At 73.3% G+C, this 14603-nt stretch carries 15 protein-coding genes; 11 read left to right on the top strand and 4 right to left on the bottom strand.

Annotation, left to right across the window (positions count from 1 at the left end; genetic code table 11):
* The first annotated feature begins 1 nt into the window (after position 1).
* From ACQP2H_RS18780 to ACQP2H_RS18770, 3 genes are read left to right on the top strand one after another with little or no spacing between them, the layout of a single operon-like run.
* Complete coding sequence (locus ACQP2H_RS18780) at positions 2-955, top strand: HpcH/HpaI aldolase family protein (protein ID WP_433228255.1); 954 nt, start codon at positions 2-4, stop codon at positions 953-955.
* A 17-nt stretch (positions 956-972) separates the two neighbouring features.
* Positions 973-1347, top strand: a complete 375-nt coding sequence (locus ACQP2H_RS18775; protein ID WP_208570005.1) for a cupin domain-containing protein — start codon at positions 973-975, stop codon at positions 1345-1347.
* 5 nt (positions 1348-1352) lie between these two features.
* Complete coding sequence (locus ACQP2H_RS18770; RefSeq protein ID WP_219463024.1) at positions 1353-2252, top strand: ribokinase; 900 nt, start codon at positions 1353-1355, stop codon at positions 2250-2252.
* 247 nt (positions 2253-2499) lie between these two features.
* On the opposite strand, the gene ACQP2H_RS18765 is transcribed toward ACQP2H_RS18770, so the two are convergent.
* Positions 2500-3609: an acetamidase/formamidase family protein gene (locus tag ACQP2H_RS18765; RefSeq protein WP_433228252.1), complete on the bottom strand. Its 1110-nt coding sequence runs from the start codon at positions 3607-3609 to the stop codon at positions 2500-2502.
* A gap of 309 nt (positions 3610-3918) precedes the next feature.
* Here ACQP2H_RS18765 and ACQP2H_RS18760 point away from each other — a divergent pair, with 309 nt between their 5' ends.
* The 8 genes from ACQP2H_RS18760 to ACQP2H_RS18725 all read left to right on the top strand — a co-directional run bounded on the left by ACQP2H_RS18760 (position 3919) and on the right by ACQP2H_RS18725 (position 10646).
* A complete protein-coding gene (locus tag ACQP2H_RS18760; protein ID WP_208570002.1) occupies positions 3919-5292 on the top strand; it encodes an aromatic ring-hydroxylating oxygenase subunit alpha in 1374 nt (457 codons plus the stop codon).
* On the top strand, positions 5289-5825 hold the full coding sequence (locus tag ACQP2H_RS18755; protein ID WP_219463020.1) for an aromatic-ring-hydroxylating dioxygenase subunit beta: 537 nt from the start codon (positions 5289-5291) through the stop codon (positions 5823-5825). The genes ACQP2H_RS18760 and ACQP2H_RS18755 overlap by 4 nt, the downstream gene beginning before the upstream one ends.
* A gap of 10 nt (positions 5826-5835) precedes the next feature.
* Complete coding sequence (locus tag ACQP2H_RS18750) at positions 5836-6165, top strand: Dabb family protein (protein ID WP_088647650.1); 330 nt, start codon at positions 5836-5838, stop codon at positions 6163-6165.
* Positions 6162-7055, top strand: coding sequence for a VOC family protein (locus ACQP2H_RS18745; RefSeq protein ID WP_208570000.1), 894 nt, complete (start codon positions 6162-6164; stop codon positions 7053-7055). The genes ACQP2H_RS18750 and ACQP2H_RS18745 overlap by 4 nt, the downstream gene beginning before the upstream one ends.
* Positions 7056-7434: 379 nt before the next feature.
* Entirely contained in the window at positions 7435-8625 is a 1191-nt protein-coding gene (locus tag ACQP2H_RS18740) for a S1 family peptidase (protein ID WP_433228249.1), read from the top strand.
* Between the two features lie 29 nt (positions 8626-8654).
* Complete coding sequence (locus tag ACQP2H_RS18735) at positions 8655-9215, top strand: hypothetical protein (RefSeq protein ID WP_219463014.1); 561 nt, start codon at positions 8655-8657, stop codon at positions 9213-9215.
* Positions 9216-9318: 103 nt separating this feature from the next.
* Positions 9319-9741: a MerR family transcriptional regulator gene (locus tag ACQP2H_RS18730; protein ID WP_219463012.1), complete on the top strand. Its 423-nt coding sequence runs from the start codon at positions 9319-9321 to the stop codon at positions 9739-9741.
* A complete protein-coding gene (locus ACQP2H_RS18725; RefSeq protein WP_433228247.1) occupies positions 9738-10646 on the top strand; it encodes a TIGR03619 family F420-dependent LLM class oxidoreductase in 909 nt (302 codons plus the stop codon). Before ACQP2H_RS18730 ends, ACQP2H_RS18725 begins: the two co-directional genes overlap by 4 nt.
* A gap of 195 nt (positions 10647-10841) precedes the next feature.
* Here ACQP2H_RS18725 and ACQP2H_RS18720 read toward each other — a convergent pair whose 3' ends face one another.
* The 3 genes from ACQP2H_RS18720 to ACQP2H_RS18710 form a co-directional block, all read right to left on the bottom strand.
* Positions 10842-11594, bottom strand: a complete 753-nt coding sequence (locus tag ACQP2H_RS18720) for a hypothetical protein (protein WP_433228245.1) — start codon at positions 11592-11594, stop codon at positions 10842-10844.
* A gap of 109 nt (positions 11595-11703) precedes the next feature.
* The gene (locus ACQP2H_RS18715) at positions 11704-12855 is read right to left on the bottom strand and encodes a WxL protein peptidoglycan domain-containing protein (protein WP_433228243.1); all 1152 of its coding nucleotides are present in this window, start codon (positions 12853-12855) and stop codon (positions 11704-11706) included.
* Positions 12856-12926: 71 nt separating this feature from the next.
* The gene (locus tag ACQP2H_RS18710; RefSeq protein WP_433228242.1) at positions 12927-14435 is read right to left on the bottom strand and encodes an HtaA domain-containing protein; all 1509 of its coding nucleotides are present in this window, start codon (positions 14433-14435) and stop codon (positions 12927-12929) included.
* Positions 14436-14603: the final 168 nt, after the last annotated feature.

Raw genomic sequence — 14603 nt, 5'->3', positions numbered from 1 at the left:
GATGTCCGCCGTCGAGCCGACCCCGCCGGGGCGTGCGCAGGTGTTCGCCGGGTCGACGCCACCGGGTTCGGCGTCCGCCGGGTCGATGCCACCGGCGTCCGGCGGGTCGACGCCACCGGCGTCCGCCGGGCCGCCAGCAGCGGGGGCGGCGTCCGCCGGGACGACGCCGCCCACCGGCGTGCACGCCGCCCGGGCCCGGCTGCGGGGCACGCTGCGCGACGGCGGGCAGCTCGTCGGCACCTTCGTCAAGCTGCCCGGGGCCGACGTGATCGCCCTGGCCGCCCGCGCCGGCCTCGACTTCGTCGTGGTCGACCTGGAGCACTCCGGGCTGGACGAGCGCACCGCCACCGACCAGCTCCGGCTCGCCGCCCTGGCCGGCCTGCCGGCGCTGGTCCGGGTCCCGGCCGTCGACCCCGGCCAGGTCAACCGGCTGCTGGAGGCCGGGGCCGTCGGGGTGCAGCTGTCGACCGTGCGTCGCCGGGCCGACGTCGAGGCGCTGCGCGCGGCCAGCCGGTACGCCCCGCACGGGCGGCGCAGCATCAGCCTGGCGCACCCGTCGGCGGGGTACGGCGGTGACGGCCTCGACCGGTACCTGGCGGCGGAGGCCGAGCACCCGCCCGTACTGGTGGCGCAGATCGAGACGGCGACCACCGACGACCCGCTGCCCGCCCTGCTGACCGGGGTGGACGTCGGCTTCGTCGGGACCACCGACCTGGCGGTGAGCCTGGGCCTGTCGACCACCGACGACCGGGGGCCGCTGCTGCGGCGCACCGGGGACATCGCCGACGCGGCCCGCGCGACCGGGGTCGCCCTCGGCGGTTGGGTCGCCGAGCGCTCCGCCGAAACGCTGGATGGCTGCGGCCTGACCGACGCGCGGTACCTCGTCGTCGGCTCGGACCTGCAACTGCTCGGGGCCGGCCTGCGTCGGCTCGCCGCACCTGCCCGACCCGCCTGAGAAGGGGACGCGTTCACATGCTCAATCCGCAGCTGTACGGCATCTCGGTCAACTGGGACGACATCCCGGCCACCGAGGTCCGGCCCGGGGTACGCCGCAAGGTGTACGCCACCGACGAGGTCCTCTTCGCCTGGCACGAGCTGGCCGTCGGGATGGACCTCAACCCGCACCACCACGACGACTTCGACCAGTTGGTGCTGATCCTCGGCGGCCGGTGCAACTACTACGTCGACGGCGTGCCGCACCCGATGGGGCCGGGCTCGCTGCTGCTCGTGCCGCGGGGCGCGGAGCACTACATCGAACCGACCGAGGGCCCGTGCATCAACGTGGACGTCTTCGCCCCGCCCCGGGCGGACTTCCTGCCGCACGCCTGGCGTCCGGGGCAGGGCTGACCGCGATGACCGACATCGTCGTGGTGGGCAGCCTCAACGTGGACGTGGTGGTGCCGCTGCACGAGCTGCCCGCCCCCGGTCAGACCGTGCTCGGCGCGGCCGACCACCGGCGTACCGGCGGCGGCAAGGGCGCCAACCAGGCGGTCGCCGCCGCCCGGCTGGGTCGCCGGGTGGCGATGGTCGGCGCGGTCGGCATCGACGCCGACGGGGACTGGCTGCTCGGGCTGATCGCCGCCGAGGGGGTGACCACCGAGTCGGTGCTGCGCGCTCCCCGGCCGACCGGGCAGGCGATCGTCCTGGTCACCGCCGACGGCGACAGCACCATCGCGGTGAGTTCGGGGGCGAACATGTGGCTCGCGCCCGAGCACCTCGCGCCCCTGCGTGACCTGCTCGGGTCGGCGCGGGCGGTGTTGCTGCAACAGGAGGTCGACGCCGCGGTGGTGGCCGAGGCGGTACGCCTGGCGGAGGGCCTGGTGGTGCTCAACCCGGCCCCGGCCCGCCCGGTCGACCCGGCGACCCTGGCCCGGGTCGACGTGCTGGTGCCCAACCGGGGTGAGCTGGCCGCCCTGGCCGGTGCGCCGACGCCGGACGTCGGGGTCGACGGGTTGGCCGCGATGGCCCGCTCGCTGGGCACCCGGGGGCCGGTGGTGGTGACCCTCGGCGGCGACGGCGCGCTGGTGGTGACCACCGACCGGCAGTGGCTGGTGCCGGCGGAGCAGGTCGACGCGGTGGACGCCACCGGTGCCGGGGACACCTTCTGTGCCGCCCTGGCCGACGCGCTGCTCGACGGCGCGGCGATCGACGAGGCGGCCCGGTGGGCGAGCCGGGCGGCGGCGGTCACCGTCACCCGGGCGGGGGCGATGGCCGCCGCGCCCCGCCGAGCCGAGGTGCCCACGGCCGCCTGACCTGTTCTCCCTGATCCTGCCGCCCGTCGTGCTGTTTCCGGCGACGGAGCGGCCCGGCTCCGGCCGGCTGCGCGTCGCCCCCGGTCTGTCCCGGTCGGGGGCGACGGCGTGGCGGCGGTGCCGCTGTGGGCCTCGCCGGTGCACCGTGCGGTGACCCGGGCCCGCTGGTGACCCCTCCCGGTCGTCCCGGCCGGTGGCGCGGTGCCACCGGCCGGGACCCGTGCCGTCGGTCAGCAGGGGCCGTCGGTCAGAAGTGGGCCGGGAAGTCGGCCTTGCGGATCAGGCAGTGGATGCCCTTCACCCCGTCGACGACCTGGCTGACCTCGAAGTCGGCGGCGGCGCTGAGGTAGGCCAGGGCGGTCTGCGGGGGCATGCCCTGGGTGCGGACGAGGAAGTCGACGGCGGCCCGGACGGCCCGCCGCATCGCCTCGTCGAGGTCGGCGTGCAGGCCGACCGGCAGCCAGTGGGTGGCGGTCTCGCCGAACGGCCCGTCGACCCCACCGAGCAGCAGGCCGGCCTGCGCACGGGGGATCACCGACAGCCGCAGGGTGGCCCGCAGCGGTGCCTCCAGGGCGGTCAGCGCCACCTCGCCGTCGCCCTGGGCGTAGTGCGGGTCACCGGCGTAGAAACCCGCCCCGGGCAGCTGCACCGGCAGGTAGAGGGCCGAGCCGACCTGCAACTCGTTGATGTCGAGGTTGCCGCCGAACGCGCCGGGTGGTACCGAGTGGACCGGCTCGTCGGTGTCGACGGCGACGCCCATCAGGCCGAGGAACGGTGCGAGCGGGAAGCGGGCCGCGCGGCCGTCGCCGTACGGCAGGGTGCCGAACAGCCGGCCGCCGTGGTGGATCACCTCGGTGAAGTGGCTGACGGTGCCGTACTCCCGGGGGCCGTCGCCGTCCGGGCCGGTGTCGGTCGGGGTGAGCGGGTACTCCCCGGGCAGCGCGCCGTAGCCGTGCCGGCTGCTGATGAAGCCGTACGGGGCGCGGACGAGCAGGTCGAGCACCTCGATCCGGAGCAGGTCGCCGGGTTCGGCCCCGGCCACCGCGATCGGGCCGGTGACCACGTGCGGGCCGTCGGCGTCGTAGTCGTGGGCGACGTCGGAGGCGGCCAGGTCGCGGGCGTCGGCGAGCACCCGGTCGCTGGGTACGTCGAACTGCTTGAGGTAGCCGACCGGATCGCGCCCCTGGTCCTCCAGGATCCCCTCGTGGCTGAGCGTGTCGATGGTCACGGTCTCCCCGGAGCCGACCCGCAGCACGGGTTCGTGCCGCCGGTTGGGCAGCCGGCCCCACAGGCAGGTGTCCGGGGTGCTGGGCAGGTAGTGGGTTCCACCGATCGGGCCATCGTGCGGCTGGAGCATGACATCCTCCGGGAGGGGTGACACCGGCTGGCGGTGCGACGGGACGGCGCTGCCCGGTGCGGGTGGCCGGCGGCCGGCGACGGGGTGCGCGGGCCGCATCCGGGGCCGGTGATCGCCGTGGGGCGGATCGGCCGGGCCGAGTCGGATGTGGGGCATCGTGGCCGGCGAATCAGCAGGTACGTGTTGCGTTCGTATTAACAGCGAGTAACCCGGTGCCGGAGTCTTCCCTGCTCTTGACAGTTGCCATGGCGGAGTAGCAGCATCGTGTAGCGAGATGCTGTCTCGCATGACGTAGAAGGCGGTGAGGTGATGGCGCAGCAGACGCCGGTACGTCCGCTCGGTGCAACCGGCGCGATGATCGACGAGGACTGGGAGGCGCTGCGGTTCCGGGTGCACCGCTCGGCGTACCGCGATCCGGAGGTCTTCCGGACCGAGGTCGACCGGATCTGGAATCACACCTGGCTCTATCTCGGTCACGAGACCGAGATCCCGAAGGCGGGCGACTTCAAGACCCGTACCCTCGGCGGTCGACCGCTGATCTTCTGCCGGGACGCCGACGGCCAGGTGCGGGCCTTCTTCAACGCCTGCACCCACCGGGGCACCGTGCTGTGCCGGCACAGCGAGGGCAACACGAAGTTCTTCCAGTGCTTCTACCACGCCTGGGCGTTCAGCAACTCGGGCGAGCTGGCCGCGCTGCCCGGTGACGACGCGTACCCCGACGACCCCGCCTTCAGGGCCTCGATGGCCCTGCGGCAGGTGCCCCGGCTCCAGATCCACGAGGGCTTCGTCTTCGTCGCCTTCGACCCGGACGTGCCGGACCTGCTGACCCACCTCGGACCGGCCGCGCACTACATGTCGCTGACCGCCAAGATCGGCGAGCACGGCATGACCACCCTGCCGGGCGTGCAGCTCTACAGCGTGAAGGGCAACTGGAAGCTGGCCGTCGAGAACGCGATGGACGGCTACCACTTCGCCCCCACCCACAACACCTTCGTCGGCTACCTGCGCGAGACCGGCTTCGCCGTCACCGACGACGACCAGTACGCCTACGACCTCGGCGGCGGCCACGGGCTGCTCGTGCTCACCGGGCACAACGGCCGGATCGGCATGGTGTGGGAGCCCCGCTTCGGCGACGAGGAGAAGACCCGCACCGTCACCAAGCGCCGCGAGCTGGAGGCCCGCCTCGGCCCCGAACTCGCCGCCGAGGTGGCCGACGCCAGCCGCATCCTGTTCGTCTTCCCCAACCTGCTGCTGTTCGACCTGGAGGCGCTGACCATCCGGCAGCTCGAACCCGTCGCCGCCGACCGCACCGACGTGCGGGCCTGGCAGTTCGTCGAGGTCGGCGAGCCGGAGTCGGTCCGCGCGCTGCGGATCAAGACGATGGTCAGCTTCGTCGGACCGGGCGGCCTGGCCACCCCCGACGACATCGAGGCGTACGAGGCGGTGCAGCGCGGCATCACCGCGACCGCCGACTCGGTCGACCCCGCGCACGACTGGAGCGACATGTCCCGGGGCATGGCCAACGAGAAGCAGGGCAACCAGGGCCGCTCCATCGACGAGGGCGCGATGCGCAGCTTCTGGCGGCGCTGGGCCGAGGTCGTCGGGGCGGGCACCAGCGTGGCCGGCGACCCGCCGGCCGGTACGCCCGCCGCCGGACCCGCCGCGGGGGGTGCGGGCAAGTGAGCGCGTTGTCAACGACGGCCGGGAGCCGTGGGGGAGTGGTCAAGGTGGAGTCGCGCGAGGTGACCCGGGCCGAGGTGGAGGACTTCCTCTACCGGGAGGCGCAACTGCTCGACGAGTGGCGACTCGACGAGTGGCTCACCCTGATCGAGCCGGGTGGCCGGCTGGAGGTGCCGACCACCGACTGGGCCGGTTGGGACGCCACCACCGCCGGGTACTTCGTCGCCGACGACTACGAGCTGATCCAGGCCCGGGTCAAGCGGCTCAAGAGCCGCAAGGCGCACGCCGAGAACCCGCACTCGCGGACCCACCGGATGATCTCCAACGTGCTGCTGCTGGAGGCCGGCGCGGAGACCGTCTGGATCAGCGCCAACTTCCTCATCCACCGCTACCGCGACAACGGCGCCTACACCTACGTCGGCCGGTACGAGCACGTGCTCAAGGTCGACCCGGACGGGCTGCGGTTCCGGCTGCGCCGGGCCGTGCCGGTGATGGAGTCGATGGATCCCGGCGCCCGACTCAGCTTCATCCTCTGAGCCGGCCGCCATGATCACCCACATGCTGGTCTTCCGGTTCCGCGACGACCTGCCGCCCGGCGCGGCCGAGTCCGTCCTGGCCGAGCTGGAGACCTTTCCGAGCCGGTATCCCGCGATGCGTAACTGGCGCAGCGGGGTCAACGTCAGCACCCGCGACACCAGCATGACCCACGGCTTCGTCGTGGAGTTCCCCACCGAGCAGGACCTGCTCGACTACCTGCACAGCGACTCGCACGAGCGGTTCGTCCGGGAACGCTGGCGGCCGGTCATCGAGCGTCAGGCCATCGTCAGTCTCCCCACCGCCGGGGACGCCCAGCCCATCGAGAGGGGTCACAGATGACCACCGAGGCCACCGCCCGCCGCCGTGGGCCCTACGGCATGGAGTACGCCCGGATCGAGGTGCCGGACCTGGCCGCCTCCATCGAGTTCCTCCAGTACCACGTCGGGCTGCAACTGGAGCAGCACGACGACGAGTACGCGTTCCTGCGCGCCGACCTCGAACACCACAGCATCGAGCTGGTCGCCGCGCCGCAGCGCACCGAGTCCTGGACCACGGCGGTCGGGTTCAGCGTCGAGAACGACGCCGTCCTCGACGACCTGCGCGAGCGGGTCACCGCCGCCGGGCACGAGGTCTTCGAGCTGGCCGACCGGGTCAAGGGCCTGGTCCAGCGGGGCTTCGCCGTCCGCGACCCCAACGGGCTGATCGTCGAGCTGTTCACCGAGTTCCAGGAGTACGCCGAGCCGCCGCTGATCGAGCTGCGCCCGCTGGACCTGGTGCACCCCTTCCTCGCCACCGACAAGTACGACGAGACGTTGGCGTTCTACACCAAGGTGCTCGGCTTCCAGGAGTCCGACCACGTCGGCGACGTCACGGTCTTCCTGCGCAGCGAGGACCGCTACCACCACAGCCTGGCGATCCAGCGCAACAACGAGTTCTACGTCGCGCACCTGTGCTTCATGATGAAGAGCTTCGACCACGTGATGCGCGGCCGGGCGCGGGCCCAGTACAAGAAGGTCCCGATCGCCTCGGACCTGGTCAACCACTCGGCCTCGACGTCGATCGCCTTCTACATGCACGACACCCGGCACGGGCCGCGCTACGAGCTGTGCGACAGGCACCGGGTGTTCACCCCCGAGGAGCACGAGACCCACCGGGCCCGCCGGATGGCGGTCGACCCGCGCAACATCGACGTGTGGCGGCCCGCCGCCGACGACTGGGCGCGCTTCTGACCCCTCGCCCGTGACCGGCGGGCGGGGCCGCACACCCGCCCGACCGGTCGGCGCGGTGCAGCGGGGCGAGGGAACTTCGACCTCCTGATCCGCGGGTTCGGGGTCCGAGCCGCGGTGGACACGAACACGAAAGGCCCCGACCCGGGTTTGTCCCCGGGTCGGGGCCTTTTCGGGCTCATGCCCGGTGTCCGGGTGTGTCCAGTCGCGTCCAGCATCCCGCTCGCAGCCTGCTGCCTGTTGCGAGGCTTGCCGTCCCGGTCCGGGGGCGTTCGGCTCCTGACCCGGCCGACCAGTCCCCTCGCGATGGGAGCGGTGAATGTCAGAACGTGCCGTCAGTTACCCGGAATTGAGAAGACCAGGCCGCAGGGCCCTGCTCGCCGTGGCACTCGCCGCCGTGACGTCGGTGGCCTTCGTCCCGACGGCCGCAGCGGCCGGACCGGCCGGTGACCGTCCGGCCCGGCCCGGGGGCGGGGTGGATCTGTCCCGCACCGACGGCCGGGCAACCCCGGCTTCCATCGGCGGCGTCGCCGACCGGGGCCGGGCGGGCGGGGCCCCGGACATGGCCGAGGCGATCGCCGAGCAGCGCGGCATCAGCCGTGCGGCCGCCGAGAAGCTGATCAGCGTCGAGAACGCCAACGTGCGACTCGCCAACCGGTTGACCACCGAGCTGGGTGCCAGCTCCGGCGGCGCGTACCTGTCCGACGGCAACCTCGTCGTCACGGTCACCGACGCGGCGGCTGCCGCGAAGGTGACCGCCGCCGGCGCCAAGGCACGCCTCGTCGCCCGCGGCGAACGGCAACTCCAGGGCATCCAGCGCGCGCTGGAGGCCGCGGCGAGTGAACCCGACACGACGTGGGGGGTGGACCCGCAGACCAACCAGGTGGTGGTGAGCCTGCCGGCGTCGGGGGCGAGGAACGCCGTGCAACGCTCGGCGGCGCGCAGGTTCGGCTCGGCGGTCCGGTTCGAGACCAGCACCGGCCGGATCCAGCCGAACGTCGGGATCTCCAGCGGGGACGCGATGGGCGGCTGTTCGGTCGGCTTCACCGCCACCGACTACACCTTCAACTACATCATCACGGCCGGCCACTGCACCCAGGGCTTCCCACACTGGACGCTGCCCAACGGGCAGGACGTCGGGCCGACGCTGGAGAGCCACTATCCGGAGAACGACTTCGGTCTCATCTGGATGAACGGTCCGTCGGTCTGGGCCACCGGCACCATCAACCTGTGGAACAACACCAGCCGCAGCATCCACGGTTGGGCGACGGCCGTGAGCGGGCTGTCGGTCTGCAACTCGGGCCGGACCACCGGCTTCCGGTGCGGCTCCGTGCTCAAGACCAACGTGACGGTCAACGGCGCGGGCGGCACCGTACGCCAGATGATCGAGACCAACATCTGCACCCTCGGCGGCGACAGCGGAGGGCCGCTCTTCGCCACCAACACCGGGTACGGGCTGAACTCGCACGCCAACCGCAACGGCAGCCAGTGCAACTCCTCGCCCCGTACCTGGCACCAGCCGGTGGGAGAGGCGATCACCACGTACCAGGTCGTCATCTACGGCGCGCCGTGACGAGCGGCGACGAGCACAAGGAGACCGCGATGAGAAACGCATTCACCCGCGCCGCACGCGTCACCGCCGCGGCCGTCATGGCGACGACGGTGGCCCTCACCGTGGCCGTCGGCCCCGCCCAGGCGGACCTCTGGCAGCACACCGACGGGTTCGAGAGCAGCCCGGCAGCGGTGTGGGAGTTCCACCGCTCCGGCGCCGGGAGCGGAGCCTTCGAGCTGGGCGCGGGGAAGGCCCGCTCCGGTGCCAACAACGCCATTCTCACCACGTCGGCCGGCGGCTGGTCCGGGGTGGGCAAGCTGCTCACCGTACGGCCGCGTACCGCCGGGCACAACACCACCTGCGGCGGCGGGTTCTTCGTCCAGGCGGTCAGCGGGCCGGCGGTGCTCAACGTCGAGGTGATCGATCCGGCGAGCTGGACCTACCTCGCGCTGCGCACCGTCCGGATCACCGACACCGTCTGGCGGCGGCACGACGTGGCCAGCTACGCGAACGGCCCGAGCCAGGTGTTCGTCCGGGTCTCCCTGCTGGGTGGCAGCGGCCCCGTACGGGTGGACGACATGGCGTTCCAGTGCACCTTCTTCAGTAACTGAGCAGGTCGACCACGGCGGGGCCGGCGCGCGTGGCGTCGGCCCCGTGACGCCCGCACGTGATGACTTGACCGTGACATCAATGTCAGGGTTTTAGCATCGCCGGGTGCGTAAGGGGACCAGTGACATGCGGATCGGAGAATTCGCGCGCCGCTGCGGCGTCAGCGCCCGTTCGGTGCGGTACTACGAGCAGCAGCGCCTGATCGCCCCGGGCCGTGCCGCCAACGGTTATCGGGAGTACGACGAGTCGGCGGTGGTCCGGGTCCGGAACATCCACGAGCTGCTCGACTCCGGCCTCACCATCGAGGACATCCGGCTCTCGATCGATGAGGGGTGCCTCGACGAGCCGTTGAGCACCCTGCCCCGGTGCCCCGACGCGCTCCGGGTCGCCACCGACCGGCTCGGTGCCCTGGACCGGCGGATCGCCGCTCTCCAGGACCTGCGCGGGCGGCTCGCCCGGCAGCTCCTGGCGACCAGGTCGGCGATGGCCTGCGGCGGGGAAACCGTGACCGACGAGTGGTCACGATGAGATTCGGACTCTCCCTCGAACCGCAGGCGTGGCCGGGCGACGCGGGTGCCGCCGTGCTCCGGGCGGCGCAGGACGCCGAGCGGATCGGCCTGGACTACGTCCTGATGGCCAACCACGTGCTGGAGAACCCGCACGGCGTCGGCTTCGACCCGGTGGTCCTGCTGGCGGCGGTCGCCGGGGCGACGACCCGTCTGGGGATCGCGACGAGCGTTCTGGTCCTGCCCTACTACCAACCTGTGGTGCTGGCCAACCAGCTCGCGACGCTGGACGTCGTGTCGGCGGGGCGGCTGGCGGTCGCCGTCGGCACCGGATGGAACCCGCAGGAGTTCACCGCGCTGGGGGTGCCGCTGCGGCTACGTGGCCGGCGGACCGACGAGAGCCTGGAGGTCATGAAGGCCCTGTGGGCCGGCACCACCGCAGACCTGGACGACAGGTTCGCCGGCCTGCGTGACACCCGCATCGGTGTTCTCCCGTACCGGTCCGGCGGGCCACCGGTCTGGGTGGGTGGGCACAGCGACGCGGCGATCCGGCGGGCACTGCGGTTCGGGGAGGGCTGGCACGGTTCCGGCCTCGACCACGAGGAGGCCCGCTACTTCCGGCGTCGGATCGAGGAACTGGCCGACGGCACGGGACGTGACCCGGCGACGATCGAGATCAGCACGGTCGGGTTCCTGGTACCGCCGGGAATGCCGGCGGTCCGGCCCGCGCCGGGCCGGCTGCTCGGCGGCACCGACGCCAGCACCGAGGCGATCGTCGAGGACCTGGTCCGGCTCGGCGATGCGGGGGTGTCGATGTGCTCGCTGTGGATGCCGATCGACGGTCGCCTGCTGGATGCGGCGTTGGAGTGGCTCGCCGGCGAGATTCTGCCCCGGGTGCGACGCACGAGCGGGTCGGGCCCGCGCTAGCCGCCGTTCGGCGGGCGACCGGAGTCGGTCCCGCCCGGCGTGCCGGCTCTGGCGGGGCGGGGCCCGTCGCCTCAGGGCGGTGGGACGACAGTCGACCGAGCGCGGCGAAGGTCGAATCGAGATCCGGGCCGGGTACGACGGGTACGGGGGCGGCGGGCACGGCCCCACCCCAGGCCAGGCACCCTGCGCGAACGGCTATTCGTCGACTGGATCCGCCGGTGTCGCGTCGGGCGTCGGGCGTCGTGCCGGCCGGGTGAGCAGCAGCACGACCGTGAGGACGGCGGCGGCGACCGGGAGACCCCAGGGCCGCCGGGTAGCCGCCACGGTGAACGCGAGCGGCCGACCGGGCACCGCGATCCGGCCGTCCACCTCGTACCGGCCGAACGGGGCCGCGTCGGTGGGCACCGGGACGTGGTACTCCCGGGTCTGCCCGGCGGCGATGGTGCCCAGCGCCGGGGCGGCCACGATGGTCCGGGCCCGGCCGGGTGGCCCGACGGTCAGTGCGAACGCCGGGTCGGTGATCTCCTGCGGGCCGGTGTTGTGCACGGTGATCCGGACCGCGAGTTCGCCCGGCAGGCCGAACCAGCCGCGCGGCCCGGACCGGTCGACGGCACGCAACGCCACCAGGGTCAGCTCGGGCGGGGCGATGGGCGCGGCGGCCGGGGCGGTCACCCCGGCCAACGTCAGGTCGGCGACGGCGGTGGCCGTGCCCGTCGGCGTCCGGACCCGCAGCACGCACGGGCAGGCCACCGGCGGGGCGACCAACAGCACCGGCAGGGTGGCCCGGCCGGACGGCGGCACCTGCCCGTGGGTGGCGGCCCCGGTCGCGCAGTCGAGCGCGCCGCGCCGGGCCGCGTTGCCGCACACCTCGGCCTGCACTGTGCCGGCCGGCCAGCCGTCGAGGCCGACCAGCATCCGCTGCCCGACCCGCAGCATCCCTGCCGGCACGGTGACGCCGGGACCGCCGCCCGCCGGGGTGCCGGCCGGGGCGGGTGTCCCGGGGCCGGAGCCAGCGCGGCGGCCACGGCCAGCAGGGCGACGGCACGCAGCGGCCCGGTCATCGGGCGGGCGGGGCGTCGGGACGTGCGTCGACACCCGGGGTCGGCCCGGCGGCAGCGCCGGACGCGGCGGAGGCGGTCGCGGCCGGTCGCGGGGTGTCGGCAGGGTCCTGCTGACCGGGGGCGGGGTCCGGGGTGGACAGTCGACCGGCGGCAGCGGCCTTCCGTCGCCACCACCGTAGCCCGGCCCAGCCGGCCGCCCCGGCGAGCAGGGCCAGCAGCAGCCACGGCGCAGCCCACACCCCGGCGGTACGGACCACCGGCGGCAGGGCGGTGTCCGTGCTGGTGGCCGCGATGTCGACCTCGGCGGTCAGCCGCAGCAGCGGGGGTACGCCGGTGATCCGCTCGGTGACGGTGAAGGTGGCCCCGGGCAGCAGCTCCGGCAGGTCGGTGGGGGAGGTGCGGGCCTGTTCCCTGCCGAACGGCGCGCGTACGGTCACCGTGGCGCTGCCGCCGAGCCGGACGTTGCCGTCGTTGCGCAGCCGGTAGCGGACCACCACGTCGCCACCGGCGAACGGGTTGACCGGGTTGGCGTAGGAGACGTCGACCGCCTCGACGGTGACGGCCGGCCGGACCGGGCCGTTGACCCGCAGGTAGACCCGGGCGGCCAGGCGCTGGTCGACCAGCACCCGCTGCCCGTCGGCGGTGGTCCGGACCCGGGCGACGGCACCGATCACCCCGCCGGTGTGGTCGCCCGGGGTGGCGTTGGCCGGCACGGTGAGCCGGAACGGGATGTCGACCCGCTTGCCCGCCGGAATCGTCCATTCGCGCCGGTCGACCCTGATCCAGGAGCCCACGTCGGTGGCCGGCCGGTCCGCCGGCAGCAGGGCGAACGCGCCGTCGGTGGAGGTGTAGGCGTCGGTGCCGTACACGTCGAAGGTGACCGGGCGGTCGCCGAGGTTGGTGATGCCGACGTGGTCGGTCAGGGTGCTGCCCGGGGCCAGGTCGTAGATGAAGTAGTTGCGCCCGGTCGGGCCCTTGGCGCTGGACGGCTGGACGGCCCAGCGCGCCGCGCCGGTCTCCCCGGCCCCGGCTGCCGGGCCGGGCGACGGGGCGGGCGCGGCGGGGGCCGGCGCGGGCGGGGCCGTCGCCACGAACAGCGCGGCGGCGAGCACGGCGCTCGCCCGGATCAGGGTGGTACGCAGGGACATGCCGGGCTCCGCAAGGGTGATCGGGCCCGGTGGGGCGGGTGGCGAGCCCGTCCCACCGGGGTGTTGCCGAATCAGGAGAGGGTGAGGGTCAGCACCGCGCTGTAGTCGCCCGCCGCAGCGGACGCCGGAACCCCGAGCTGGAGTTCGGCGCCACAGGTGAAGGTGCCGTTGCTCGCGCCGGTGGCCGAGGTGCACAGCGCACGTGCCGTGCCCAGGCCGGCACCGGGCGCGGCGGGTGCGCCCGGGGTGACCACGCCGGGGGTCCCGGCGAGGCCGTCGACGCCGACGGTGGCGCTCGGCGTCCAGCCGAGGTTGTCCGCGGCGATGGTGCCGCCGCTGGCCGAGGCGAAGTCGGCGACCTGCCCGACCAGGCTCCAGCCGGCGTTGGTGCCGCGCAGGTCGGCCACGGTGGCGGCGTTCAGCGCCCCGGTGGTGACCTGCCCGTTGCTGACCGCCGGCAGGGCGACCGAGGAACCGGTCACGCCGAGGGTCAGCGCACCACCGGTGACGGTGGTGGTGATCTGCTGGCTGGCGTCGCCGCCACCGGCCGGGGTACGGCTGAACGTCACCGGGGTGAAGGTGTCCTGGCTCCGGTCGGCTGCGCCCCGGGCGGCGAAGGTGATCACATAGCACTGGACCTTCGTGCAGTCGACGGACGTGCCGGTGCGGTCGGTGTAGACCGCGCTGATCGGCAGGGTGGTGCGGAACGTGCCGTCGGCGTTGAGCCGGTCGCGGGCCTCGGTCGGCTCGTTGGACTTGTTGACCCACTTGGTGACCTGGAGGACGCCGGCGTTCGTCCAGTGCTCGTCGACCTTGCGGCCGAAGGAGACGTAGATCCCCGCCGCCCCGTTGGCCTCCGGGTCGAAACCGCTGCCGGTGACCGTGATCGTCGCCCCGGCCGGATCGAGCCCGGTGGCCGGGGTGACGCCGACCGCCGGGCCGGCCGGTTCGCCGCCGCCACCGGTGGAGAAGGTGAACGACAGCGGGTCGAGTGCGGAGCCGGCGGAGTAGAAGCCGTTGAACGCCGAGGCGCCCTCGGCGGTCAGCGTCGCCGCCAGGTCGGTCGCGGTCACCGTGCCGCCGCTGCCACCGGGGTTGCCGTCGGTGACGGCGATGGTGGCGATGGTGGCCTGGCGGACCGAGACCGGCTCGGCCGCCGTGGTGGTGAGGTCGACGTCCGCGGTGACGGCGGCGGTGCCACCGGTCACGACGACCGTCGGGTTGGCCAACGAGATGGTGAAGAAGTGCGCCGGGTACGAGAAGACGATCTTCCCGCCGTACCGGGCGTCGATGGCCCCGGTGCCGGCGTCGTGCGTCCCGCCCTTCGCCGGGAAGGTGAAGGTGCCGTCGCTGTTGATGCTGGCGCCCTCGCTGGCCGCGATCGGCGGGTTGCCGTTGCCGGTGTTCAGGTAGGCGCGGAACGATGCCTTGAATCCCCAGGTCAGGCTGCCGGAGCGGATGTCCGCCCCGGCGGCCTGGGCGGGGCTGACCCCGACGAGTGCGGCCGATGCGCCGAGCAGGGCGACCGCCGCCCACCGCGCCGACCGCCACCGACCGGTGCCGGTGCTGGATCTGACCATGCTGCTCCCTCTGTTGTCCCCAATACGGACAGTGGTTGAGGTTAGGCAAACCTAACTACCGCAGCACAGTGGGCGGTGGGTTGAAGATCTTGACCCGAAGAACCCCTTGTGAACTGCGGATCTCTCGCTTAGGTTAGGCAAACCTTAGCTACGGTCGGTGTGTCAGCC

This window comes from Micromonospora sp. CA-248260, assembly GCF_050942205.1.
Classification (GTDB): domain Bacteria; phylum Actinomycetota; class Actinomycetes; order Mycobacteriales; family Micromonosporaceae; genus Micromonospora; species Micromonospora antibiotica.
The sequence above is the reverse complement of the archived record's forward strand: the minus strand, read 5'-3'. Positions and strand labels throughout refer to the sequence as shown.

Excerpts from the sequence above, each read along its gene's own strand:
- ACQP2H_RS18780 (WP_433228255.1), top strand. The coding sequence starts at position 2 with ATGTCCGCCGTCGAGCCGACCCCGCCGGGGCGTGCGCAGGTGTTCGCC.
- ACQP2H_RS18775 (WP_208570005.1), top strand. The coding sequence starts at position 973 with ATGCTCAATCCGCAGCTGTACGGCATCTCGGTCAACTGGGACGACATC.
- ACQP2H_RS18770 (WP_219463024.1), top strand. The coding sequence starts at position 1,353 with ATGACCGACATCGTCGTGGTGGGCAGCCTCAACGTGGACGTGGTGGTG.
- ACQP2H_RS18765 (WP_433228252.1), bottom strand. The coding sequence starts at position 3,609 with ATGCTCCAGCCGCACGATGGCCCGATCGGTGGAACCCACTACCTGCCC.
- ACQP2H_RS18760 (WP_208570002.1), top strand. The coding sequence starts at position 3,919 with ATGGCGCAGCAGACGCCGGTACGTCCGCTCGGTGCAACCGGCGCGATG.
- ACQP2H_RS18750 (WP_088647650.1), top strand. The coding sequence starts at position 5,836 with ATGATCACCCACATGCTGGTCTTCCGGTTCCGCGACGACCTGCCGCCC.
- ACQP2H_RS18745 (WP_208570000.1), top strand. The coding sequence starts at position 6,162 with ATGACCACCGAGGCCACCGCCCGCCGCCGTGGGCCCTACGGCATGGAG.
- ACQP2H_RS18735 (WP_219463014.1), top strand. The coding sequence starts at position 8,655 with ATGAGAAACGCATTCACCCGCGCCGCACGCGTCACCGCCGCGGCCGTC.
- ACQP2H_RS18725 (WP_433228247.1), top strand. The coding sequence starts at position 9,738 with ATGAGATTCGGACTCTCCCTCGAACCGCAGGCGTGGCCGGGCGACGCG.
- ACQP2H_RS18715 (WP_433228243.1), bottom strand. The coding sequence starts at position 12,855 with ATGTCCCTGCGTACCACCCTGATCCGGGCGAGCGCCGTGCTCGCCGCC.
- ACQP2H_RS18710 (WP_433228242.1), bottom strand. The coding sequence starts at position 14,435 with ATGGTCAGATCCAGCACCGGCACCGGTCGGTGGCGGTCGGCGCGGTGG.